This window comes from Cyclobacterium sp. SOCE241, assembly GCF_056867545.1.
This window is the reverse complement of record NZ_CP149779.1, coordinates 1129850-1153127: the sequence shown is the minus strand read 5'-3', so window position 1 is coordinate 1153127 and position 23278 is coordinate 1129850. Positions and strand designations below refer to the sequence as shown.

The window sequence follows — 23278 nt, the reverse complement described above, 5'->3', positions numbered from 1 at the left end:
TTATTATTTTATTTCTTTATTTGTTGTACACATTTTTATAAAAGATTCCTCTGAAATCAAGGGAATGTTTAATTTTTCAGCCTTTTCCTTTTTGCTTGGCCCCATGTCTTCACCTTCAATAATAAAATCAAGGTTTTTGGAAACCGACTTGGAGTAAGTTCCGCCATGGGAAGCTATAAAATCAATGATTTCATCCCGCTTAAAATGATTTAAGCGACCTGAGGCCAGTATTTTTTTACCTTCCAATACTGTGCTTTCAAGTTGCGTTTCTTCTGAAGTAAGCTGGAACTGTAAACCTTTTTCTTTTAACTTCCTTATGATCGATTTATTTTTCTCTTTAGCGAAAAACATTTGAATACTTGTCACCAAAGTTTCTCCCACCCCATTGATAGCTAGGAGCTCTTCAGCACTTGCATTTTCTATATTTTCAATATTTTGAAAATGCTTGGCCAATAATATGGCAGTATTCTCACCAATATTTCTAATACCCAAGCCGAATAGAACTTTTGGAAACGGCTGGTTTAGGGATTGTGCAATACCTTCCAGCATGTTTTTAATCACCCCTTCTTGAAATGAATTCCCTTTTAATTTATTAATAGCGTCAAAAACCTTTTCAAAAATGCCATCCTGGTCATGAATAACTATTTCATGTACACTGTTCCTGTTTTTTGTAATTGGTTTTATTTCTTCTATTCTTTCTTCCTTACCAACCAAAATAGCCAACACATAAGCCACCGGGACATAATCTTCAACCAAATCGAAATGGCCATGATCGATTAAGACAGAAAGTTTTTCTATAGTCAAGCTATTTTGCTTGCCTTTTTTACCTCGATGAAGGGCATATGAATGAAACTCATTGACCTTTTGGTTGAGGCTCAATTCCTCATTTTCTGCAATAAACTCATCTATTTCCTTAAGTGTTAACTGCTGAGTTAATGCATATAAAGCCTTCTTTAGGCTTACGTATAAATACCCTTCACTATTTTTTGAGTACTGGTCGTCGGTGATTTCTAAACCAAGTAGCGCTTCTCTTTTTTCCGGTAAGTAATATAGATCAGCAAGGTCTTGGACATATTCTTGCTGTATCAATGCCCGAAGTCTTTCTGTTCCTAAGGGTCGATGTCCATGGCTCGCTTGGAAACAAAATGCTCAATTCTTCCCAATACTTGTGGTGGACATGCCTCGTCATTTGGACAGAAATGCTTGGCTTCTCCTTCATTTCTTTCTAATGGGGTGCCGCATTCCGGACATTCTCTGATGTAAACAATGGGTTTACTTCCTTCTATCCTTCGCTCCTTGACAACTCCTGTGATTTTAGGGATTATTTCCCCACCTTTTTCAACATTTACAGTGTCTCCTTCATGCAAATCCAACCTTTCAATTTCATTGGCATTGTGTAAGGATGCTCTTTTGACCGTAGTTCCGGCCAATTGTACAGGTGAAAGATTGGCTACAGGTGTGATCGCTCCAGTTCTTCCAACTTGGTATTGGATCGATAGGAGAGTGGCCTCTGCACTCTCAGCTTGGTATTTATAGGCTATGGCCCATTTTGGGACCTTTGCTGTGAAACCTAATTCCTCTTGTTGCCTATAGTCGTTAACTTTTATTACTACTCCATCTGTTTCTACAGACAAATCATGCCGTTTTTCTCTCCATTCCTCAATATACTCAAATACCTCTTCCAGGTTTTGACAGTTTTTGTAGGTAGGAGATACGTGAAATCCCCACTCTTCTAGTAAGTGTATTGATGTCGCATGCTGATCTAAATCAACTTCGTCAGCTATTAATTGATACAAATAACAATCCAATCTCCGTTTTGCGACCACAGTTGAATCTTGCATTTTAAGAGTTCCGGATGCTGTATTTCTTGGGTTGGCCAGCAAACTTTCGCCGTTTTTCAATCGTTCTGCATTGATCTTTGCAAAACCCTTTTTGGAAAGAAATATCTCTCCTCGAGCTTCGAACTTCTCAGGAAGATTTTTTTGTCTTTTATGTGCAATGGAATACTACGGATGGTTTTAACATTCTCCGTTACTACATCCCCTTTGTAACCGTCTCCTCTTGTTACTGCCCTTACCAATTCGCCCTTTTCATAAACCAAACTAATGGCCACCCCATCAAATTTAAGTTCGCAAAAATAATTATAATTTCTATGCTCCAGTCCCTTGAATACCCTCTCGTCAAATGCAACCAATTCTTCCTTAGAATAGGTGTTGCCAAGTGAGAGCATTTTAACAGAATGGCTTGCCGTCTCAAAATTTTTGGTGATTGTGCCTCCAACACGTTGGCTGGGACTGTCAGCTCTTTTTAGTTCAGGAAAATCTGTTTCCAGCTGAATAAGCTGATTCAGTAATATATCAAATTCAAAATCACTAATTTCGGAATTGTCTTCCTGATAATAAAGGTGATTGTAATGGTTGATCTGCTTGGTCAACGCATCAATTTGTTTCTTTGCCTCTTGTATACTTACTTTTTTCATTTAAAAAATGATCACAATTCCTGTCTTCAAATGTACTGTTTTTGATTATAAAATAATGGCTATGGACTTAAATAAAAGATGGAATTTGTATGAGATAAATTTTTTTATCGATCAATTTCTATTCTTCATCGAAAGCCTTTTTAATTTCTTCAGCAGTCATCTTTAATTTCTGTTTGCAAACTTTAACCAAACTACTGGCCTCCTTTACCATCTTTGTTAGGTCATCCATGCTCTGCTCACCATCTTCAAGCTGATTGACCAAATTTTCTAACCTAGAAATGGCCTCATCATAGCTTAAGTTATCCTTCTTGTTTTTCATTTTCCTCTAATTTATTAATAACAGAAGTTATTTTTTTCAATTTTGTATAAGTCACTAGCTCATCACCTATTCCTAAGGCTTGACCCCGAATAGGCAACCCATCTTTCTCTGTTTTAGTGTAGCCCCTGAGCAAAAGCGTTTCCGGATTAAGGCGGTCAATGGTTTTCTCTATTTGTCTAATCCGTTCTTCAGATTTGTTTACCTTCCTATCCACTACTTTTCTTAAATTGAGTGCCAAGTGATCGTTCTTTATTCGCTCCTTGTCTACTTTATAAATGGCACTCCTTTTTGCTTGCTGAGCATACCTTTCCAATAATAAATTATTTTTGTTTAATTTATTTTGAAATATATTAAACAATAAATGTGTTTTATCTGTCAGTCCTGATTCTTCGGCTTTTAATCTGGCCTGCACATTTCTTTCAATGCTCACTAGGTTTCTATGCAAGCGATCTTCAAACTCTCTAAAACCGGACAATATAAAACTTGCTACGGCAGTAGGGGTTTTCAATTTGGTATGGGCTACTAGATCTGCGATTGATTCATCTCTTTCATGCCCAATACCTGTAATAATGGGTAAACTTGAATTGGCTATGGTTTTTGCAAGTTCATAATCATCAAAACAATCCAGATCGGTCTGTGCACCACCTCCCCTAATAATGACCAATAGGTCAAATTTTTCTACGATCAATGCCTCTTCAATTTGATGAATGGCTTCAATTATTTGAGGTATTGCATCTTTGCCTTGCATTGCTGCCTGAAACAAACGGTAATGAACTTTGTATTCTTGAGAATTTTGATCCAGCTGGTTGATAAAATCTCCATAGCCTGCAGCAGTTACAGAGCTTATTATGGCTATTTTCTGACTTACTACCGGTAATACATATTGTTTGTTAAGGTCCATTAAACCTTCATTGGTAAGCCTGCCTATGATCTCTTGCCTTTTTCTTGCCCTTTCTCCCAAAGTAAAATTTGGATCCACATCTTTGATTACCAGACTAATTCCATACAATTCATGGAATTGAACAGAAACCAAAGCCATGATGTTCATCCCTGCTTGAAGAGAGGTACCTGTAACACTTTCAAATTTCCTTGATATTGATTGGTAAGTATAGGACCAAATATTGCCTCGTATTTTAGCAAGTATATTGCCATCGACTTTTTCTATTAAATCGAGATAGGCATGACCTCTAACTCCTGCCCTTAATTCTCCAATTTCTGCAATTACCCAATAAGTAGGAGAAAGGTTACTGTCTAAAGTTCTTTTGATCAGCTCGTTTAAGGAAAGTAGGGATATAGCTTGCTGCTGCATGCTACAAATAAACGAAAAATATGCTTAAAAGATGGACAATTTTACTTTGATGGTAAACAATATTGATTCCTTTTCAATGAATTTCTTGAAGAGTAAAAAAATGAAATGATACTAATTTTTAGGAAAGGATCAATGGCAATAATTCTACTTGAAACGAATTATATATAACAAATTTAAACGCTTAAATGGAAATATATGCTTCGTTCTAAGTCTTAGTAAATACCATAATTTACCACAAAGAAATGATAATTAATTTATTGCAAATAATTTTAGTGAAACTACTATACAAAGTCTGTTCTAATTGTTGCTGCTTTCGGACTTGGACTCTCGCTGTTTGCGATGCATTCTATAGATATGCCTAGTAAAATCCCTATTAATTTCTTCAAGCTTTAAGGCATGAATAGCACTTAGATTAGAGGCAATTTTTCTTGTGAAATTTTTCTCTGCAACCAATAAATTTTCTTGAAGCTTAAATCTTTTTTCTATCAATTCTTCCGCTTCTGCATTGGTTATTTCTTCTTCACCTTTTTTTGAAATTTGACGCATCTCACGCGTCATAGCATTTCTTTTTTCCTGGTACTCATTGTATAAAGGCCAAAATTTTGCAGCTTGATCAGGGCTTAATGAAAGCCGGTTGGTAATAAAGGCCACTCTTGCTGCCTCCAATTTTTCTTTGTCCACTTGATTGTTTCTTTGGCCATAGCCAACAATGGATAGACTTGTTAATAAGAAAACAATAAATAGCTTTTTCATATCAATAAAATATTTCATTCTCTAATAAACCTTCATCTACCCAAGTCTGATTACTCCACTCTTCTTCTGTAATATCATCCAGCAGTTCATTTGGATTTTCAGCCAAGGAAAGTACATCTTCTACATTCCATACCCCGGCTTCGATGTAGTATTCTACTTCTTCATTTAATTCTACTTGGTAGTTATTGGAAGAAATTACGGTTTCATTCCCATGAAACATAAAAAAGCCAATGACAACAACAGCTGCAGCTGCCATTCCACTTAGGTAATAGTGCAAAGCCTTTGGTTTTCTACGCTGAAGAATTTGATCCGGGAGTTGCTCAAAGTAATTTTCGGAGCCTTGAATATATTTTTCTTTGAGAATTTTTCCATACGACTGTTAGACAATTATTTTATCCAAAGGTTTAATCATTGCTTAGGTATTCTTCAATCTTTTTGACAGCATGGTGATATCCTGCCTTTAGACTTCCTACACTCGTTTCAGTGATTTTACTCATTTCTTCATAAGGCAATTCATCAAAATACCTTAAGTTAAATATCAACCTTTGCTTAGTAGGTAATTTTAGTATGGCTTTTTGAAGTTTTTTCTATCTCGTTACCATCTACTAGCGGGGATTGATCCACGTAATTTTCCATTTTCTCATGGTAATCTTCAATGGGTGAGGCCATCTTCCTTTTTCTTTTTCAATAAAATTTAGGCTTTCATTTACCGCAATCCTATAAATCCAGGTAAATAAGGTGGATTTTTGGTTGAACTTGTGGATGTTTTTAAAAGCCTTTATAAATGTGTTCTGAACCACATCATTGGCATCATCATGAATAATAACCATTTTTCTTACGATCCCATAAACATTCCTCTGATATGTTTCCACCAATATACGAAACCCTTTTTCGCGAGTTTTTGGTGAATTAATCAAATCTAGAAGTTCTTCATCGTTTTTTGGCTCCATTCATCTTTTAGACTATAATTTAATCAAATGGTTTAATCGGCTTGCAATTTTTTTATTTTTTATTATACCTTAAAGTTTACTATACTATCCTTTTCGGCTGAAATTAGGATTATTATTTAATCGGTCTAAAGCTGTTGGACAGATTTTTTTACTCAAATATTTTCTGAAACACAGCAAAGCCCTTGACTTAACTGACAAGGGTATTTCCCCTTAAAAAGTCTCCAATTCCCATTTTTTTCTTCCCTTCCAACTGTAATTCCAAAATAGACAGGACTCCTGCACCTGTTTGAAAGTGTACGTAACTTTTATTGTCTGTTTTGATTGTGCCGGGTAGTGCATTGGATTTAGTGTCATCCACTACTTCGGCCTTGAAAATTTTGCAACTTTTGTTATTAATGGTACACCAAGCAGCAGGGTAGGGCGATAGCCCACGAATAAGGTTGTTTATAGATTCTGCAGATTTGCTCCAATCAATTTTGCCGGTTTCCTTAAAGATTTTTGGAGCATGATTGATTGCCTTGTTCTCATCTTGATCTTGAGGCTCAATTTTACCGCTTTTTATGGCATTCACTGTTTTGACTACTAGCTTTGCCCCCTTGACCATTAGTTTTTCATAAAGATCCCCCAAATTATCTTCAGAAAGGATTGGGACTTCTTCCTGAAATAAGATGCTACCGGTATCAATTTCATGTTTAAGGAAAAAGGTGGTTACTCCCGTTTTAGTCTCTCCATTGATAATGGCCCAATTGATAGGTGCTGCTCCTCTATAATCAGGTAAAAGTGAGGCGTGCAAATTGAAAGTCCCCATTGGAGGCATTGACCATACCACTTCAGGAAGCATCCTAAATGCGACCACTACCTGCAAGTCAGCTTTGTAGGATTTCAAGGTCTCAATAAAATCAGGATGTTTTAAATTGGCGGGTTGGAGAACAGGAATACCGTGTTTAACTGCACATTCTTTTACTGCAGAGCTTCTTGGTTTTCTGCCTCTTCCTTGTAACTTATCTTGTGCAGTGATGACAGCTACTATATTCCAATTGTCTTGAATCAATGCTTCCAATGGAGCTACTGCAAATTCAGGCGTTCCCATGAAAATGATCCTTATGTCTTTCTTTTCCATATTTTTATTTATAGATCAGGTAAAGTTTTCTTTTTGTTTTGTAAACATCAAGTCCCTTTTGCCAAGAGGAACGAATGTTTTCCTCAGATTCGCCGGCAATGATTGATTTCCTTAACCGGTCAGAACCTGCGAGTTTGTCAAAAAATGAATTGAAAAATGAGTCCCCTTGGTCTGCAAGCCGGTAAGCATCCAATAAGTAAGAAAGGGTAAATTGATGACTTAAAGGTTCATTTCTTAAATCTTTGCCATAACATAGCTTGTCTTGTTGGGGAGGGTATTTTGACATGCCATCTATACTTACCGGTGTAAAGGTGAAATCACCAAATTTAGGGTCAGGATACCCGTAAACCTGAAAAGGAAACAATGTGCCTCTTCCCAAGCTTACATCAGTCCCTTCGAAAAAACACAGAGAAGGATACAGTCTAATGGCAATATCATTTGGCAAATTTGGCGATGGTTTCACCGGCAGTGAATAATGGTCATCATGTGTCCAGTTGGCTACGGGTATGATTTCAATTGGTGCTTTTACTTCATCTTTTAACCAGCCTTCTCCGTTGATCATTTGAGCCAATTCTCCTACAGTTAGACCATGAACAATTGGAATAGGGTGCATACCTACAAAGCTTTCGTAACCTTTTTCTAGTACGGGACCGTCAATATAGTCTCCATTAGGATTGGGACGGTCAAATATCATGAGCTTTTTATCTTGTTCGGCACAAGCTTCCATCAAATAATGTAAGGTGCTGATAAAAGTATAAAAGCGAATTCCTACATCTTGGATATCAAAAATAACGATATCAACATTTGCTAAGGCCTCTTTTGAAGGTTTTTTTGAACTACCGTATAAGGATACAAGAGGGATGCCTGTCTCAGCATCTATTGAATTGTCAACTTTCTCACCTGCATCTGCCTTACCTCTAAAACCATGTTCAGGTACAAATACTTTTTTCACCTCGATCCCCTGTTCTAACAAGAAATCTACAAGGTGCATATTGTTTTTGGAAGGCAAAATACTCGTCTGATTGACAGCAAGTGCTACTTTTTTCCCTTTTAGTTTTGGTAAGTAAACCTCCGGACGATCAGCTCCAGGGAGAATTTCCGGTTTAGCTTCCTCTGATTGAGCTGAAATTTCTATGGAAGAGCTGATATTGTCCGGCTTACTCTTACAAAAAGTCATGTTGCCAAACAAAAAAGCGAGGATAAGTATTAATTTAGTCTGCTTCATGTTAATTTGCGTTTGAGTTAACAAAATAAACGACTTCATTGAACCTTTCCTACTTCATTGCAAAAAGAATCAGTTTTAAAAAGACGGGAGGTTTTACCGGAACCATCCACAGAATCGCTGTAGCCAGTATTGCGCTTGGCTTGTCTATTATGATCATCTCCTTTTTAATTTTGGGAGGTTTTCAATCGGTGATTTCCAATAAAGTTTTTTCTTTTACGGGGCATTTTCAAGTAAATCGCTTTGTAATGAGTCAATCCTTAGAAGATTCGCCAACAAGTACAACAAGCGATTTTTATAGGCATTACAAGGAAAGCGATTACATTCGACATGTGCAAGTATTTGCCAACAAGCCGGCCCTTATCAAAGGGGAAGAAGAGGTTGAAGGGGTCATGATGAAAGGGGTTGGGAGAGATTTTGATAGCTTGGCCTTCAAACCCTCAATAGTAAAAGGACGATTCATACAATTTCCTGAGAAGGGACAATCCTCTAATGAAATTGTAGTCAGTACAAAGATCGCGAAGAAAATGCTTCTTGATGTAGGTAGTAAAATCACCATGTATTTTGTTCAAGATCCGCCAAGATTTAGAAGATTAGAGGTAGTGGGCTTGTATGAGACTTTTTTGGAAGATTTTGATGACAAATTTGTACTGGGTGATGTAAGAGTTATACAGGTGCTCAATGATTGGGATGAGGATAAAGTTGGGGGATTTGAGGTTTTTATCAACGACCCGAAAAACATTGATACTTATGAAGATGAGCTGTATGAAAGTATAGACTATGACCTAAGATTGACCAAGGTTACTGACAGGTTTATTCAGATTTTCGACTGGTTGGAATTACTCAATAACAATGTTTATGTTTTTTTAGCTTTAATACTGTTTGTGGCTTCTTTTAATATGGTTTCTATTCTCTTCATTTTGATTATGGAGAGAACCTCCATGATAGGCTTACTTAAAGCCATGGGAAGTACCAATCGTCAAATCAGAAATATTTTCATATGGAACGGCATACGGATAATTGGCAGGGGAATGTTACTAGGCAACCTGATTGGGCTTGGTTTTGGTTTGTTGCAGCAATCCACTCATCTTTTCAAACTCAATGCTGAAAATTATTACATGAGTTATGTTCCCATTGTTTGGGACTGGCCGATAATTTTTGGCTTAAATGTGTTGATTTTGTTGATTACAACTCTAGTATTGTTTATTCCTGCTGTGATTATCAGTAATGTAAACCCAATCAAATCAATCAAATTTGATTAACGGGCCTTGGTTTCACAAAAATGCTTTTTACTTTCATGTAGATTACGCCTAAAATAGCTTCTCTAAAAATATGTTTGGACATTTTGGAGGTGCCTCTGGTCCGGTCGGTAAATATAATAGGCACTTCTAAAATATTAAAACCCATCTTCCAGGTAGTAAATTTCATTTCTATCTGGAAAGCATAGCCGATAAATTTTACTTTGTCCAGTTGTATGGCTTCCAATACTTTTCTATGGTAACACACAAAGCCTGCTGTGGTATCTTTGATGGGGATCCCTGTGATAAATTGCACATATTTGCTGGCGAAAAAGGACATTAAAACCCTTCCCATTGGCCAGTTGACCACATTTACACCAGAAACATATCTGGAACCAATTACCATGTCATGATTTCCAGTGACAGCAGCGGTATATAAAACGCTCAAATCTTGAGGATTGTGAGAAAAATCAGCATCCATTTCAAAGATATATTCATATCCTTCTTTTAATGCATAGGCAAAACCCTCCAAATATGCAGTACCTAATCCTAACTTTCCTTTCCTTACGATCAAGGAAAGTCGGTCAGGATAAGTCTCCTGCATCTGTTTAACCAGATCAGGAGTGCCATCAGGAGAATTGTCATCAATTACCAATAAGTCGAAACTTTCAGGCAATGCCATGACCTCGACAATCATGTCTTGGATATTCTCCTTTTCGTTGAATGTAGGTATAATGACTAGTTTGCTGCTTTTCATATTTGAGAATACAAAAGTAGAATTTAATACGGAATATTCTCTGGCTAGTTAAAAAATTTGAAAAGCAATTATTGTTAAAGAAAGTGAAAAAATACAATTCAAATGAAGTTAATTTATCAATTTTCATGCGTCTCTAAAATTGCCTTTAGCATGGAAAAATCTACCACAGAACGATTGGGTTAAGGAAAATACTTATCCAAAGGTTTTTCCAGGCATTCATTCTGAAATCCTACATAATGCCTTCATGCACTAAGCAGTTTGTATGACGTAAGATTGGATTTCCTTAATTTGTGTATTACCCGCTGAAGTAAACCGATAAACATCACAGAAAGCATAAGTAGACTTTCCCATCTTAATTTCACCATTGACTGAGGCTTCTTTTCCGTGTGTGATAATTGTATGAATGATTAACTCATCTGCGATATTGTGTTTCATGGCATGGATTTCATTGGAAAAGTTTTGCTTCCCTCTGATAGATTTGTCTCCATGGATTTCCCAAACTATGTCTTCACTTACATGTGAGCAAATATAAGATGCATTTCCACTTGCAAAGGATTCGTTGAAAGTTTTAAGGAATTCTTTTTTTGGCGAGTTCGCACAATCCGGAGTAATGGTCAACTTTGTCATTATTTCTCAATTTTATTGCAGTGTAATTTATTGCTTCATTTTATCGAAGTCCATGTATAAATAATTCCAGCGATGTCCATCTAAGTCTTTAAATGTAAAACCATACATCCAGCCTTGTATGACTGTGGGCACGGAAATTACTTTCCCACCGGCCTCTTCCACCTTTGAAGCCATTCTATCCACAAATGCTTTACTAGGAGCTCCAATGGATAGCAATAGCTCATTGCCTTGGGTAGTATCTGTGACTTTGTTTAATGCATATTTTTCAAACTGAGTTTCTGTAACCATTAAAACTGAAACTCCTCCAATTTTAAAGCCGATCATTTCGGGGGCATCCCTTAACTTTTCAAAACCAAGCTCAGAAAAAAATACTTTTGTATTTTGTAGATCTTTAACCGGTAGATTTAACCATAGTTCTTGTGTCATCGAATAATAATTTTTAGTGTAAATCTAATTTCCGAAAAAAATATTTATTTGTGCAGTGTTCATCCGACAGAGTTAGGGGTGATTGCGACAATTTTCGCCTTGTTGTATGTATGAAATGAAAAAGCATTGAATTGCTTCTTTTCAACCTTACTTTGGGGTGATTATATGGTTATCTTTGCTAGTCTGATGAAGCTCAAGTTTATTACCGTATGATTTAGTTATATTGGGTAGGGTACAAAAAAAGTGGTCACAAAATGACCACTTCTCAATTTTTCTAGGATTGGTTTTCTTAACCGATTACCTCAACGTTAACTGCGTTAAGACCTTTACGACCTTGCTCTTCTTCGTAAGATACTTTGTCATTTTCTCTGATCTCATCGATCAAGCCACTGTTGTGTACGAAAATGTCTTTACCTGAATCACTAGGAGTAATAAATCCGTATCCCTTTTCTTCGTTGAAAAATTTAACTGTTCCTTCTTGCATTGTTTTATTCGTTTTAAATTGTAGTGTTGTTTCTTATTAATCTATGCGCTCTACATTGACCGCATTAAGTCCTTTTTTCCTTCTTGAGTATCAAATGATACTTCGTCGTTTTCCATGATTTCATGGATCAAACCACTATTGTGTACAAAGATATCTTTGCCGGATTCTTTTGAGGTGATGAATCCATACCCTTTTTCTGTATTGAAAAATTTTACTATTCCTTCTTGCATTAGTATTGATGTATTGTATTGATAAATTGATTTTTATTTGTGGGGAGTGGTCGGATATGTTTTTTTCCAAAGTATTGCTATAATTTGATACTTTGAAGCTTAAATTTTTACCTTGATTTTGCCCTTATGTGTTGACAGATGTTGATATTTAAACTATGGTAATTAAAGAATTTAGCTTATAAACTATATTGTTTACACCATTGGTTTTAAAAATTTCGGTACACTTAATTTAAGGGTAACAAAATGATCAGATCCTGCTGATTTTTTGATGTTTATTTATAACAAAAGAATTAATTATTACTTAATTCAATAAAAAAGAAAATGTTGAGGGGATAGCTCTGGTTTATTGAACTATCGGAAACGTTGGGAGAAATTCTTAGAGGAAAATACTACTTTTACGTATACTGCTCACTGCCTTTTGCAGCGCACTTGCTTATTTATTGCACCAAACTATTTTTTGGATGGCATAAAGGTAAGGGTTTTATGTTATAATAAACTAATTTATCTTGAAAATATTTTGTAGAATCGGCGTATTTTTTGATTTGGCCATATAAAGTTGCTTTGTAAATTCAGGATTGGCTAATTATTTGTGAGGAATAATCAATTGTAAGCTGTGCAATCCCCTAGGTGCTGTTTAGCAAATTCATTTCCATTCATGGCAGCAGTTTCTAAATCAAAACAGGCTTGTCTAGGATTTTTTTCATCATACAGATCGCCCTTCTTGCCAAGGCATCATAATGTTTTGGAGCTAGTTCTAATACCTTGTCGAAATCTTCAATGGCCCAGGAATAATGACCAAATGTCATTAAACCAAAACCTCGATTATAATAGGCACTGATATTGTTGGGTTCTAGGTTGATGTATTCGTTAAGAGAAACGATTAGTCCTAGTCCGTCCCCTCCCTGTGCTTGGGCAATACCTTTATAGTAGTGTGGGCTGGCTTCCTCGGGTTTCAGTTTGATGGCCAAATCCAAGAATTCAACAGCACTTTTATGGCGACCGTTCTTTATCATGGCCCTTGATAAAAATAGCAAAACATCATAGTCTTCAGGGGCGAGCATGGCGGCCTTTAATAGGTTGTTTTCTGCTTCTACAAAACGCCCCTTATCCCAAGCGAGTTTTGCGATTCCGGTGTATGCATAAGCATATTCCGGATCTAAGGCTAAAATTTTTCTGTAGTCAGCTTCTGCTTTTTTCAATTCTCCTAACTCTTCATAAGAACGTGCCCTAAGGTGTAGGGATTTGAGGTCTGTAATGCTTACAAAGAGTACCTTATTGAATTCGGCGATAGCCTTTTCATAGTCACCACTGTTATACAGCTGTTCTCCGGTTTTATAATTACCAATACAACCGGTTAAAATGAAGCAAATTATAATCACACGTAAGGTCATAGGGATTAATACTTTATAATATTAAATAATTAGTTTAATATAAGTGGTTAAAATATATCTTGCAAATTTTTTGATTAAAAATAGGAGAGTATGCCTAATTTTTTAGAAGAAAGAATTGTTTCCCTTTACCAGGGCTGAATATTTAGGATTCCATATGCAAGTAGAGCTTACTTGAGATAGGTAAGGTTTCTATTCTATTTACCTTCTACAAAACTGTGTTTATGCGTTTTTCTTTGCCGGTTGTGCTAGTGGCCATAAGGATTTCTACAAATCAAAATGAGTTTTTAGTAGGGTCCAACCTGTTGATACAATAATTTAACATTAGGATAATATTTTGGTTGGTACCATTTCAGGAGGCTCTGTTTTCTTTGTAGGTATGAATTTTTATGAGCAAAATTGGTTCCCATACCTATTTATCTTTATTGGCTTGTTTGTTCATTTCCTGGGGATTGAAGCCTATAGTATTTACATTTTGGACGAGGCCAAAAATGCGGCAGCAGCAATGGAAATGTATCAAAACCAAGAATGGGTTTTGCCAACTTTCAATGGCTTACCAAGGTATGACAAACCACCCCTACATTATTATTTTTTTATTATTGGATATAAAATATTTGGAATTAACCCGTTAGGTGCACGTTTTTTTCTGCCTTAGCAGGATTTGTATGTTTTGTGATTTTGTATTTTTATTCATACAAAGTTTTCAGTAAAAGGTCAGCATTTTATGCAGGTTTAGCCTTGTTGTCTTCTATTCATTGGTTGCTGCAATTTCACTTGGCTGTTCCTGATCCATTTTTAATCACCTTCCTTTTATTGACACTTATCAGTTATGAAAGGTATGTCAGCTCTGATTTCCAAACCAAATATTACTTATATACAGCAGCATTGTTTTTGGCATTGGCCACTTTAAGTAAGGGGCCTGTGGCCATTGTTTTGATGGGATTGACAGTATTTTTTTATATGGTTTTGGACAAAAGACCAATAGGGTTTCATATAAAGCAAGTGGTAAATTTTAAGGCTTTTCTAATTTATTGTATCATTGCTCTTCCATGGTATGTTCTTATTTCCATCCAAACCAAAGGGGTTTGGCTAAAAGAATTTATCTTTCACCATAACCTTAACAGGTTTTCTTCAGCTATGGAAGGACATGGTGGTGGGGTATTGCTCACGCTCATTTTTGTGGCTGTTGGATTTATTCCGGGGATTGCGGCTATTATACCTGCTATAATTAAAGTCTTTAAGTCACGTAGACCTCCGGTCATAATAGTATTGGCATTACTATTTTCAGTTGTTACCATAGTGTTTTTTATGGTTTCTGGTACCAAACTTCCTAATTATACAGCTCCTGTATACCCATTTCTTTCTCTTTTGGTGGGTTGGTATTTTACAAACCTTAGCCCTAGCAAATTTAAGGCTCCTTCTATCTTTGCTTGCTTGTTGATATTTATTATTCCTCTGGCTTTATTTTTACCCTATATAAAACATGTTTTACCTGAGGTAAATGATCTGTCATTTTGGTTTTTTGTACCTTCTATTTTTGGCTGCTTAGGCCTTTTCCTGATATTAGATAAAAATTATGAAAAAAGCTGGTTGCTTGGTTGTTTGGGTTTTATCTGTTTTACCGGACTGCTGTTTTATGATGCCTTGCCCAATATTGATACAAAAATCCTGTGTTTCAATCTAAAAATCTTTGGGTAAGTAACAATCAGCTATACTATTTTAGAGCATTTAATCCTGCTTTTGTTTTCAATAGTAAACAAAGAATACCATCCATTGAAGATCCTAAATATGCACCCAAGGCCGGAGACCTAATCATAACCAATCACAAAAACCTAAATGAATTGGAAGAAAAAGGCATCAAAGCTTCCAAAATATTTGAAGGAACAGATCTCTTTGAGGGCTCAGTCACAGTTATTATGCGTGTTTACGAGGAAGAACTATCCATACGGCAATAGTTTTCGCAGGTAATATCCTTTCTTATATTTTAGAAAGGTTGAGTTTCATTCTTACTTACCTGATATTTTTTGTATATGAAAACAAATTGACTTTCCAAGTAGCTTCTATTTATCATGTACTGTCTATAGACTCATTAGTTGACCGAGTACTTTTTTCCGCTTAGGGAAAAGACTTTTCCTGAATTTTTTCTTAGAGAAATACTTAATCGTTAGCCAACGTCCTCCATAAGCAGATGCAACACCAAGAGCAGAGCCAGCAATCACATCCGGAAGGAAATGTTGCATTAAATATACCCTGCTGAAACCGGCTAAAATAGCAATAAACAAAAGTATCAGTTGGTATCTTTTCCTTTTGTGATTGAGCATGGCCAATGCACATGTTAGCATAAAGACAGTTGTGGTGTGTCCTGAGGGAAAAGTATTCCAATGACTCATAGGAACCCCCGGGACAGTATAAAAGTCAAAACCTTTCAAGTATTCTGCAGGCCTTGGCATGCCATGGAAAAGAACCCTTTTACCTATTGTGACTAGAAACATATGTATAAGTGTGGACCAAGCTAAAAAAATAGAAAAACTGTATTTGACCAAAAGCATGGCTAAGATGGGAAGAAGCACTATGGCGCCATCACCTAAATGGGTAATCCCAGCAAAGAACATGTCCAGTAAAGGAGTATGGTATTTATTGACCATTAATTCAAACTGTCCTTTTTCGTAAAAAGGTAGGAAGAGGCAGGCCATCACTAAAGTGTAAAGGTAGGCTCTAAAATAAATTTTTGCTCGTGTCTTTTTTTTTTTCATAACTTTGATGAAAAGGTAAGCACAAGCATATAAATACCCATTAATCCATTGTTATGGAAATTTTAAAAAATGGGTTTTAGGAATAGAAACCATAAACCCTGACTTTAAAATAGAAAGTCTACTTTATAATCAGGGTTTATCAATACATAACAAGGTAAACATTCTTACCTATAATAAAAGAAATGTATTATTCTGCTTTCTTTTCGGGAGATGTATTTTCCAAGTATTCAATTACTGGGGCTATTTTTCCTGTAAAGTTTCTCGAATACAATCTGTTCCATTTACCTGACTTTAATTGTAGGTTTAAAGAATAGAATTTTCCCCGCCAAAGTGTTTGAATTTTTTGGACATTCCATTTTTGAAGATCTGCATCAAGGTTAATATCCTCCCTTTTTAAAGGATGAAAAATGGTCAATTTATTTCCCTGAAGAATAATATTATTACTATTTTTAGTATTGGTCAGCAAAACAATCATAAGTGCAGACACGATTAAAATCGATACGATAACAATATATAAATAATCCATCTTAGTGTTCTTTAGTTGAAGAATACTAATTACAAGTCAAGAAATATGCCATAAAGTAATTTCTAGACGTGATTCAGATATGAGAAAATTCATTCATTTAAATTTTTACTGAAATTTCCGTTTGTGTCCATTGATATACTTTTATTTGTTAAGTTCATACCAAAGGTCAGGACTATCAGTAATCATTTGAAATATATTTACACTTACGATTCCGAAAATAATATGGGCGATAAACAAGGCAAAGAAATAATGATTTTGGGAAATTCTAGGTTGGTATTGGTGTAGTTGTAGATAAGATTTCCAAACCAATATTGCTACAATTCCACTCAGAGCTCCAATAATTACTGAATCGAAAAAATTAATTTCAAATATTCCCCAATTCCATAATAGGTAATAGGACATTGAGAAAATAATTCCCACGCTAAAATGAGCAAGGGTTCCTAAGATTATAGTGCGTTTACTTGGTGAATGTAAGTTGTGATCTCCTGAAATCATGCAGCCCAATAGATGAATCACCTTGGTAAAGTGCTTAAAGAGAGTGGTATACATATACATTATGGTTGTCATGACCGCAGTGGCAACAATTCCAGACAATACAGTGATGAAAAAATGTTTAATGTCCATGTTCTTAAGGTTTTGAGTATGAATTGTTTTTTAAATGGGTTCAATCAAATTTCTTATTTACGATTATTTTTTTCAAATAAGATATTAAAAATTCCATTGGAAGTATGAAAAGCCAAGTTTATAGATCAGGTTTAAATTAGATTTTATATGCCTCTATTCTTAGACCCGAAATTGGTATAAACAACCTTTTATGAGCTGAAATCACTTTAACTTGGCGATTTTGTTGTGTTTTCACCCATCCCGCCGGCAATCAAGTTCACCATAGCGATTAAAAACTTATAACTTCAAACTGCCTTTTTTTTATGGTTACAAAACCCATACCGAATGTTGTTTCATTCTAGGGTTTTAATGGTTAAAAAAACTAAAATCATTGTTATTGAATAAGGTGAAAAAGCAATGATTTTTAAGAAGTATTAATTTTAGGTTAATAAATGGTGAAATAACTAAAAATAACGTAAATAAATTGTTTTAATTTTGTTAAATACCGAATAATATACTTGTAATTATTTTTTTCGGTATTAAAATGTTTTATTTGATAAGTAAATAGGTTTGATAGGATAGAAATTATAAGTATGTACAGTGCTTTGAGCAATAAGGACCTTCTTTTTCAGATATCGGATCGAACCGATAAAAAAGCATTTGGTGAGCTCTATAAAAGGTACCATGAGAAGCTGGTTTCATTTGCTTTGTATTATTTACCTATTCAAGAAGAGGCTGAGGATGTGGTCTCAGATATGTTTGTGAATCTCCTTAAAAAGCATGTTTTATTAAAAGACATCGACAACTTTGATGGATATGTTTATTTTTCTGTAAAAAATCTTTGTCTTAACCGGATAAAGAAGAACAAGCACATAGCAAATTTTTTTACCATTTCACCAGAAATGGATCACATGGGCGCAAGTGAGCGTTCACATCCGCTTAATCAACTTCTGAATAATGAATTAAGAGAGTTTTACAATGAATTGATTGAACGTTTGCCAAGCAAAAGGAAATTGGTGTTTAAAATGATTAAGGAAGATAGCCTTAAGATAGCTGAAGTGGCTAAGCTTTTAGAAGTTACAGAAAAAACGGTTAAAAAGCATTTAGAACTTGCCATCAAGGATTTGAGATTAGGTATTCAAGGCTATCTAGAGATCAATGATAAGCATAAGAAAGTTATTGAGCAAACGAGAAAAATTGAAAAGGCTTTGGTTTAATAATTTTTAACTCCTTTTCAAGATAAACCTTGAAACCTTGTCCAAGGTAATTATTGGGTCAAAACAATTACATTTTTAATTTGAAATAATTTCAGCTTTCAGGTACTATTTGAATGCAAGCATAGGCTATAATTCTAATGCTTATTTATTAACCTTCCAATAATTTTTTCTAGATTTTAAAATGCCAAATATTCATTAATTTAATTTTATTTATAAAATTAATGCATCTCATTACGCCTTTTCTCCGGTAAAGTTGTCTTTATATATGTGAGACATAAGGAAGATAAAATAGATGGTCTCCTTGCAAAAATAGTGGCCCGTACAGCAAGTCCTTCGGAAATTGAAGAGGTGGAAAGGTGGGCTTTAGAAAGTAAGGAAAATTTTGAAACGTTAAATGTTATTAAAAAATTATGGCAAGAACAACCCTCAACACCGAAAGTGCGCTTTGATGAAGGGAAAATTGATGATATTTGGGAAAAAGGAATAGTAAAAAATAGTGAAAAAGCTTTTTCATATAGAATTTTTCTAAAGTACGCAGCAGTTGTATTATTTGTTTTTGGTTTTTACAGCACTTATTATTATTTTATTGCTGCAAACCAAGAGAAAAAAGAAGAAAAGGTAATAGAATATACAGTTCTCACCAACCCTGCGGGTAAGAAAACCAAACACACGCTTCCCGATGGTACAGTGGTATTTTTAAATTGTGCTTCTAATATCAAATTTATAAAAGCATTTAATAGTGAAGAGAGAAAGGTTTACCTCAAGGGTGAAGCTTATTTTGAGGTAGGTAACAATGTAAACAAACCATTTATTGTAGAAAGTAATGGAATAGCCACCAAGGCCCTTGGAACAATTTTTAATATTAGCGCCTATCCGGGCTATGAGACGATGAAGGTTTCCCTTTTTGAGGGGAAAGTTGAAGTAAAAAATCCTAGCAGCGAAAAACAACCAATTCTACTACTACCGGGAAAAGAATTACAAGTAAATATTCAAGACGATTCTTATGCAACTGCAACCTTTGAGCCTGAAATGGTAGCGGGTTGGAAAGAGGGGAAACTGGTTTTTGAAAATGAAAATTTTACAGAGGTAAAGGTAAAACTTGAACGGTGGTTTGGGGTAGAAATTTTGGTTGAAGGCAATAAACCAAATGACTGGAAAGTGAGCACTGTCTACGAAAAGGAATCCTTAAAAAATATATTATTGGACTTACAATATGCTAAACGATTCGCCTATGAAATAAATGATAATCAGGTAACAATTCAATTTTAAACCCTCAGAACCAAATGGTTAATTCCCTAATGTTTCTGAAATTTTAATCAGCAAATGTTTAAAAATTTATTTTGCTAAATCTTTTAATGCCTACACTGAATTTTAACAAATTAAATTATGAAAAAAACCTTTACCACTAATCCTAAAAATGACAAGGTATGTCATGCTTGGTTTTTTGCTACAATTAGTTTTCTTCAACGCCTTGCTTGCAGAGAGAATTGAAGCTAAAAAAATCAATGAAGTATTTGTAAGTATTTCCTTCCATAAGGGAAAACTGGTTGATGTATTTAAAGAAATTGAAGAACAGTCCGAATTTCATTTCACAGTACATGAAAATGATGCATTCTTACATGAATTGATCTCAATCCATCACAAGAAAATTTCAGTAGAAGACGCCCTTTTGCAAATAAGTGAAGAAACCGGCTTGGCCTTTCAACAGATAAACAACAATATTTCCGTTCGTCTTCATCGCAATAATGAGCGTAAAAACAATACAGCAGAAGCCCAAATAGATATTAAAGGGCAAATCATTTCCGGTACAGACAATTTGCCTTTGCCGGGAGTTGCAGTTAAGGTAAAAGGAACCTTGCAGGGAACAGTTTCTGATTTTGATGGAAATTATAGCATTCGTGCAGATGAAAATGCTACCCTCCAGTTTAGTTTTATTGGATTTACTACTTTAGAAGAAGCAGTAAATGGAAGGTCAATAATTGATGTAGTTTTGGAAGAAGACCAGCAAAACCTTGATGAGGTGGTGGTTACCGCCATTGGTATCAAGCAGCAAAAGAAAAAGCTAGGTTATGCTACGCAAGAAGTAAACACAGAAGTTCTGGGAGAGGCAAGGACCATGAACCTTGGGAATGCACTTTCCGGTCAAGTAGCAGGTTTAACGGTGACCAATCCCACCGGTATTTTCCAGTCACCCTCTTTTACTCTTAGAGGCAAGACGCCTTTGATCGTATTGGATGGTATTCCTGTAGAAACCAATTTATTTGACATTTCACCTGAAGACATTGAAAGTATCAACGTGCTAAAAGGCGGAGCGGCTTCAGCGCTTTATGGTGCCAGAGGAAAAAATGGAGCAATATTAATCACAAGAAAAAATGCTTCAAAGGAAGGGCTTACCGTTACGGCATCTACCAGTAATATGGTAACTGCGGGATTTACAGTATTTCCTGAAACACAAACAGAATACGGAAATGGATCCAATGGCAAGTATGAATTCTGGGATGGAGCTGATGGAGGCATTTCAGATGGTGACATGATTTGGGGTCCCAAATTTGAACCGGGAGTAATGGTTCCACAGTGGAACAGTCCAATAAGAAATATACAAACAGGTGAAACGATTGATTGGTACGGAAATGTAGCAGGTACGATTTATGATGACAAATCTTTGTACGAAAGGGTGCCAACTGAATGGAAAAGGCATGACAACCTAAATGAATTCTTGAAAACCGGAGTTGTTTCGAAAAATGATTTTTCAATTGCTTATCAAGGTGCAAAGTCCAGGTTTTACTTTTCCGGAAATTATTCTTATCAAAAAGGGCAAGTACCCAATACCGCGCTTAGTACAGGAGGTTTGAATTTTAATAGTTCTTTCGACCTTACGGATAAATTAACCTTGGATGCCACTTTAAGTTATAATAAAGTTTATTCTCCCAACTACCCTAGATATGGTTATGGACCTAAAAACCACATGTACACCATTCTAATTTGGATGGGAGACGATGTAAACGGCCAAGATTTGAGAGACCATATGTATGTCCCTGGACTTGAAGGCTATCGTCAAGCCAACTATAATTATGCGTGGTACAACAATGTGTATTTTGCGGCCTATGAATTGAACCAAAAGCACAATCAGAATACCCTAGATGGTAAACTAAAATTAAATTATCAAATTACTCCTGATTTCAATATACAGGGTAGGGTTTCTGCGAGGGAGTACAGGGTTTTTTCAGATATGCAAAGCCCAAAATCATACATGAATTACGGAGACTCAAGAAACGGAGACTATAAAATGTGGAATGACAGCCGTTTGAATCTTGATACGGATATTCTTGCATCATACAATAAAACCGTTAGTGATAATTTTGCCTTTGCTGTGAATGCAGGTGGATCAATATTTTACAGAACCTATCAACAAGAATATGCCTCTTCTGATGGCTTGATTGTACCCGGGATTTATAGTTTAAGTAACACTCAAGGACCTGTACAAGCAAGTAATTACTTTGATGAAAAAGCCATTAGAAGTACCTATGGATCTGTTAATTTTGATTTATGGAATTCAATATTTTTGAATTTCTCCGGTAGAAATGACTGGTCTTCCACCTTACCAACTTCAACCAATTCTTATTTTTATCCATCTGCATCTTTGAGTGCGATGCTGTCAGAATTTGTTCAGTTGCCACAAGCTATGGATTACCTTAAAGTTTACAGTTCCTGGTCTCAGGTTTCTAGTGATTTAAGTCCTTACAGTATTTACTCTACCTATCAAAAAGGAGTGACATATGGAGCGACTCCTTCTGTTTACTATCCATCAGGATTGGTAAATAGTAGTATCATGCCAGAAAAGTCAACCACATTTGAGGCTGGTTTCTCTACTTCTTTTGCTCAAAAAAGGTTGACATTTGAAGGTACCTATTATAGGATTTTAGATGAAAATCAAATCATTGATTTGAGTATTTCAGAAGCTTCAGGCTTTGGTTCAAGGAAAGTAAATGGTAATGAATACACCACCCAAGGCTTTGAGGCGATGGTCAATTTCAGCGCCATAGCCCAGAGTGACTTTTCATGGGATATAGGGCTTAACTGGACTAGGTATGTGAAAAAATCACCGAGATCTATGCAAACAATGAGAAATACGGTAATCTGGTCGTAGGAGACAGGGCGGATGCTTATTATGCTACTGTTTGGCAGAAAAGTGCCGATGGCCAAGTGATTTTGGATGCCAATACAGGATTGCCTACCAGAGATCCTTATCCAACAAAGATTGGACATTTGAATCCTTCGTGGAGATTGGGCCTTCAAAACAAGTTTAAGGTAGGAGATTTTAGAATAGATATGGACATAGACGGTGCTTGGGGAGGACTGATAAGATCCTTAACCATAGAAAAAATGTGGTGGGGTGGCAAACATCCCAATTCTGTATTGTATAGAGATGAAGAATATGCAGCAGGGCAACCGGTGTATGTACCGGAAGGTGTAGTAGTAACCGGTGGAGAACTTGTGAGGGATGTAAATGGAGCCATTATTACTGACACCAGAGAGTACTCGCCAAATACCACTGCTGTTAGCTGGCAAACATGGTCACAAATTTACCCATATAGGGCACAAGTTACTGAAGAAGAAAATTCACTTTTCGCCAATGTCTATGATCGTTCTTATTTTAAATTAAGAAGGTTATCAGTGTCTTATGACTTGATGAATATTATGACTTCAGAAAAAATAAAGAATCTAGATCTTTCTATCTACGGTTATAATCTTGCCATGTGGAAAAAGATGCCTTTGTTGGATCCTGACTATGGAAACGATGACAACTTGCAGGATCCTTCTTCAAGATATGTAGGTTTCACGCTACGCGCTACCTTTTAATAGATTTTCCAGACTAA

23 protein-coding genes and 2 pseudogenes are annotated in these 23278 nt (G+C 35.7%); 8 read left to right on the top strand and 17 right to left on the bottom strand.

Going from position 1 to position 23278, the window contains the following annotated elements; translation table 11 throughout:
* Positions 1 to 3: 3 nt before the first annotated feature.
* The 8 genes and pseudogenes from ligA to WG932_RS05480 form a co-directional block, all read right to left on the bottom strand.
* Positions 4 to 2479, bottom strand: a pseudogene (gene ligA / locus WG932_RS05515) (NAD-dependent DNA ligase LigA).
* Between the two features lie 118 nt (positions 2480 to 2597).
* Positions 2598 to 2798 carry an exodeoxyribonuclease VII small subunit gene (gene xseB, locus WG932_RS05510; protein WP_483087261.1) on the bottom strand — a complete coding sequence of 67 codons (201 nt, stop codon included), beginning with the start codon at positions 2796 to 2798 and terminating at the stop codon, positions 2598 to 2600.
* Positions 2779 to 4107 (bottom strand): exodeoxyribonuclease VII large subunit, encoded by a 1329-nt coding sequence (xseA, locus tag WG932_RS05505; RefSeq protein ID WP_014022341.1) that lies wholly within the window; start codon positions 4105 to 4107, stop codon positions 2779 to 2781. Before xseA ends, xseB begins: the two co-directional genes overlap by 20 nt.
* A gap of 297 nt (positions 4108 to 4404) precedes the next feature.
* A complete protein-coding gene (locus WG932_RS05500; RefSeq protein ID WP_014022340.1) occupies positions 4405 to 4860 on the bottom strand; it encodes a Spy/CpxP family protein refolding chaperone in 456 nt (151 codons plus the stop codon).
* A gap of 1 nt (position 4861) precedes the next feature.
* Positions 4862 to 5137, bottom strand: a complete 276-nt coding sequence (locus tag WG932_RS05495) for a hypothetical protein (protein WP_483087260.1) — start codon at positions 5135 to 5137, stop codon at positions 4862 to 4864.
* Positions 5138 to 5264: 127 nt separating this feature from the next.
* A pseudogene (locus WG932_RS05490) lies at positions 5265 to 5810 on the bottom strand (RNA polymerase sigma factor).
* Positions 5811 to 5997: 187 nt separating this feature from the next.
* Complete coding sequence (gene fmt / locus WG932_RS05485; RefSeq protein ID WP_014022337.1) at positions 5998 to 6930, bottom strand: methionyl-tRNA formyltransferase; 933 nt, start codon at positions 6928 to 6930, stop codon at positions 5998 to 6000.
* A 4-nt stretch (positions 6931 to 6934) separates the two neighbouring features.
* Positions 6935 to 8155, bottom strand: coding sequence for an exo-beta-N-acetylmuramidase NamZ family protein (locus tag WG932_RS05480; protein WP_483087259.1), 1221 nt, complete (start codon positions 8153 to 8155; stop codon positions 6935 to 6937).
* A gap of 38 nt (positions 8156 to 8193) precedes the next feature.
* Here WG932_RS05480 and WG932_RS05475 point away from each other — a divergent pair, with 38 nt between their 5' ends.
* Complete coding sequence (locus WG932_RS05475) at positions 8194 to 9414, top strand: ABC transporter permease (RefSeq protein ID WP_483087258.1); 1221 nt, start codon at positions 8194 to 8196, stop codon at positions 9412 to 9414.
* Here WG932_RS05475 and WG932_RS05470 read toward each other — a convergent pair.
* The 6 genes from WG932_RS05470 to WG932_RS05445 all read right to left on the bottom strand — a co-directional run bounded on the left by WG932_RS05470 (position 9401) and on the right by WG932_RS05445 (position 13305).
* On the bottom strand, positions 9401 to 10147 hold the full coding sequence (locus tag WG932_RS05470) for a polyprenol monophosphomannose synthase (RefSeq protein ID WP_014022334.1): 747 nt from the start codon (positions 10145 to 10147) through the stop codon (positions 9401 to 9403). The two genes, WG932_RS05475 and WG932_RS05470, sit on opposite strands and share 14 nt — an antisense overlap.
* A 249-nt stretch (positions 10148 to 10396) precedes the next feature.
* Positions 10397 to 10774 carry a nuclear transport factor 2 family protein gene (locus WG932_RS05465; RefSeq protein WP_014022333.1) on the bottom strand — a complete coding sequence of 126 codons (378 nt, stop codon included), beginning with the start codon at positions 10772 to 10774 and terminating at the stop codon, positions 10397 to 10399.
* A 27-nt stretch (positions 10775 to 10801) separates the two neighbouring features.
* Positions 10802 to 11200, bottom strand: a complete 399-nt coding sequence (locus WG932_RS05460) for a VOC family protein (protein WP_483087257.1) — start codon at positions 11198 to 11200, stop codon at positions 10802 to 10804.
* Positions 11201 to 11489: 289 nt separating this feature from the next.
* Positions 11490 to 11684, bottom strand: a complete 195-nt coding sequence (locus tag WG932_RS05455) for a cold-shock protein (RefSeq protein ID WP_014022331.1) — start codon at positions 11682 to 11684, stop codon at positions 11490 to 11492.
* 50 nt (positions 11685 to 11734) lie between these two features.
* Positions 11735 to 11914, bottom strand: coding sequence for a cold-shock protein (locus tag WG932_RS05450; protein WP_483087256.1), 180 nt, complete (start codon positions 11912 to 11914; stop codon positions 11735 to 11737).
* A 668-nt stretch (positions 11915 to 12582) separates the two neighbouring features.
* A complete protein-coding gene (locus WG932_RS05445; RefSeq protein WP_483087255.1) occupies positions 12583 to 13305 on the bottom strand; it encodes a tetratricopeptide repeat protein in 723 nt (240 codons plus the stop codon).
* A gap of 334 nt (positions 13306 to 13639) precedes the next feature.
* Here WG932_RS05445 and WG932_RS05440 point away from each other — a divergent pair, with 334 nt between their 5' ends.
* Genes WG932_RS05440 through WG932_RS05430 form a run of 3 tightly spaced genes read left to right on the top strand, consistent with a single transcriptional unit; the run spans position 13640 to position 15257 of the window.
* Positions 13640 to 13957, top strand: coding sequence for an ArnT family glycosyltransferase (locus WG932_RS05440; protein ID WP_483087254.1), 318 nt, complete (start codon positions 13640 to 13642; stop codon positions 13955 to 13957).
* A 23-nt stretch (positions 13958 to 13980) separates the two neighbouring features.
* Positions 13981 to 15000, top strand: a complete 1020-nt coding sequence (locus WG932_RS05435) for an ArnT family glycosyltransferase (protein ID WP_483087253.1) — start codon at positions 13981 to 13983, stop codon at positions 14998 to 15000.
* Positions 14973 to 15257, top strand: coding sequence for a hypothetical protein (locus tag WG932_RS05430; protein WP_483087252.1), 285 nt, complete (start codon positions 14973 to 14975; stop codon positions 15255 to 15257). Before WG932_RS05435 ends, WG932_RS05430 begins: the two co-directional genes overlap by 28 nt.
* A gap of 123 nt (positions 15258 to 15380) precedes the next feature.
* On the opposite strand, the gene WG932_RS05425 is transcribed toward WG932_RS05430, so the two are convergent.
* From WG932_RS05425 to WG932_RS05415, 3 genes are all read right to left on the bottom strand, one after another.
* Positions 15381 to 16055: a phosphatase PAP2 family protein gene (locus WG932_RS05425; RefSeq protein ID WP_483087251.1), complete on the bottom strand. Its 675-nt coding sequence runs from the start codon at positions 16053 to 16055 to the stop codon at positions 15381 to 15383.
* 187 nt (positions 16056 to 16242) lie between these two features.
* Positions 16243 to 16581: a hypothetical protein gene (locus WG932_RS05420; protein WP_014022326.1), complete on the bottom strand. Its 339-nt coding sequence runs from the start codon at positions 16579 to 16581 to the stop codon at positions 16243 to 16245.
* Positions 16582 to 16722: 141 nt separating this feature from the next.
* Positions 16723 to 17205: a hypothetical protein gene (locus WG932_RS05415; RefSeq protein ID WP_149394096.1), complete on the bottom strand. Its 483-nt coding sequence runs from the start codon at positions 17203 to 17205 to the stop codon at positions 16723 to 16725.
* Positions 17206 to 17777: 572 nt separating this feature from the next.
* Between WG932_RS05415 and WG932_RS05410 the strand changes: the two genes are divergently transcribed.
* From WG932_RS05410 to WG932_RS05395, 4 genes are all read left to right on the top strand, one after another.
* Positions 17778 to 18401, top strand: a complete 624-nt coding sequence (locus WG932_RS05410) for an RNA polymerase sigma-70 factor (RefSeq protein ID WP_483087250.1) — start codon at positions 17778 to 17780, stop codon at positions 18399 to 18401.
* A 267-nt stretch (positions 18402 to 18668) separates the two neighbouring features.
* Positions 18669 to 19670, top strand: coding sequence for a FecR family protein (locus WG932_RS05405; protein ID WP_483087249.1), 1002 nt, complete (start codon positions 18669 to 18671; stop codon positions 19668 to 19670).
* Between the two features lie 148 nt (positions 19671 to 19818).
* Complete coding sequence (locus WG932_RS05400; RefSeq protein ID WP_483087248.1) at positions 19819 to 22548, top strand: SusC/RagA family TonB-linked outer membrane protein; 2730 nt, start codon at positions 19819 to 19821, stop codon at positions 22546 to 22548.
* A 56-nt stretch (positions 22549 to 22604) separates the two neighbouring features.
* Entirely contained in the window at positions 22605 to 23261 is a 657-nt protein-coding gene (locus tag WG932_RS05395) for a hypothetical protein (RefSeq protein WP_483087247.1), read from the top strand.
* Positions 23262 to 23278 lie beyond the last annotated feature (17 nt).

Coding starts and splice junctions, on each gene's coding strand:
- WG932_RS05470 (WP_014022334.1), bottom strand. CDS start 10,147: ATGAAAAGCAGCAAACTAGTCATTATACCTACATTCAACGAAAAGGAG.
- WG932_RS05465 (WP_014022333.1), bottom strand. CDS start 10,774: ATGACAAAGTTGACCATTACTCCGGATTGTGCGAACTCGCCAAAAAAA.
- WG932_RS05500 (WP_014022340.1), bottom strand. CDS start 4,860: ATGAAAAAGCTATTTATTGTTTTCTTATTAACAAGTCTATCCATTGTT.
- WG932_RS05450 (WP_483087256.1), bottom strand. CDS start 11,914: ATGCAAGAAGGAATAGTAAAATTTTTCAATACAGAAAAAGGGTATGGA.
- WG932_RS05455 (WP_014022331.1), bottom strand. CDS start 11,684: ATGCAAGAAGGAACAGTTAAATTTTTCAACGAAGAAAAGGGATACGGA.
- WG932_RS05420 (WP_014022326.1), bottom strand. CDS start 16,581: ATGGATTATTTATATATTGTTATCGTATCGATTTTAATCGTGTCTGCA.
- WG932_RS05460 (WP_483087257.1), bottom strand. CDS start 11,200: ATGACACAAGAACTATGGTTAAATCTACCGGTTAAAGATCTACAAAAT.
- WG932_RS05415 (WP_149394096.1), bottom strand. CDS start 17,205: ATGGACATTAAACATTTTTTCATCACTGTATTGTCTGGAATTGTTGCC.
- WG932_RS05400 (WP_483087248.1), top strand. CDS start 19,819: ATGACAAGGTATGTCATGCTTGGTTTTTTGCTACAATTAGTTTTCTTC.
- WG932_RS05480 (WP_483087259.1), bottom strand. CDS start 8,155: ATGAAGCAGACTAAATTAATACTTATCCTCGCTTTTTTGTTTGGCAAC.
- WG932_RS05445 (WP_483087255.1), bottom strand. CDS start 13,305: ATGACCTTACGTGTGATTATAATTTGCTTCATTTTAACCGGTTGTATT.
- WG932_RS05410 (WP_483087250.1), top strand. CDS start 17,778: ATGTACAGTGCTTTGAGCAATAAGGACCTTCTTTTTCAGATATCGGAT.
- xseA (WP_014022341.1), bottom strand. CDS start 4,107: ATGCAGCAGCAAGCTATATCCCTACTTTCCTTAAACGAGCTGATCAAA.
- WG932_RS05425 (WP_483087251.1), bottom strand. CDS start 16,055: ATGAAAAAAAAAAAGACACGAGCAAAAATTTATTTTAGAGCCTACCTT.
- xseB (WP_483087261.1), bottom strand. CDS start 2,798: ATGAAAAACAAGAAGGATAACTTAAGCTATGATGAGGCCATTTCTAGG.
- fmt (WP_014022337.1), bottom strand. CDS start 6,930: ATGGAAAAGAAAGACATAAGGATCATTTTCATGGGAACGCCTGAATTT.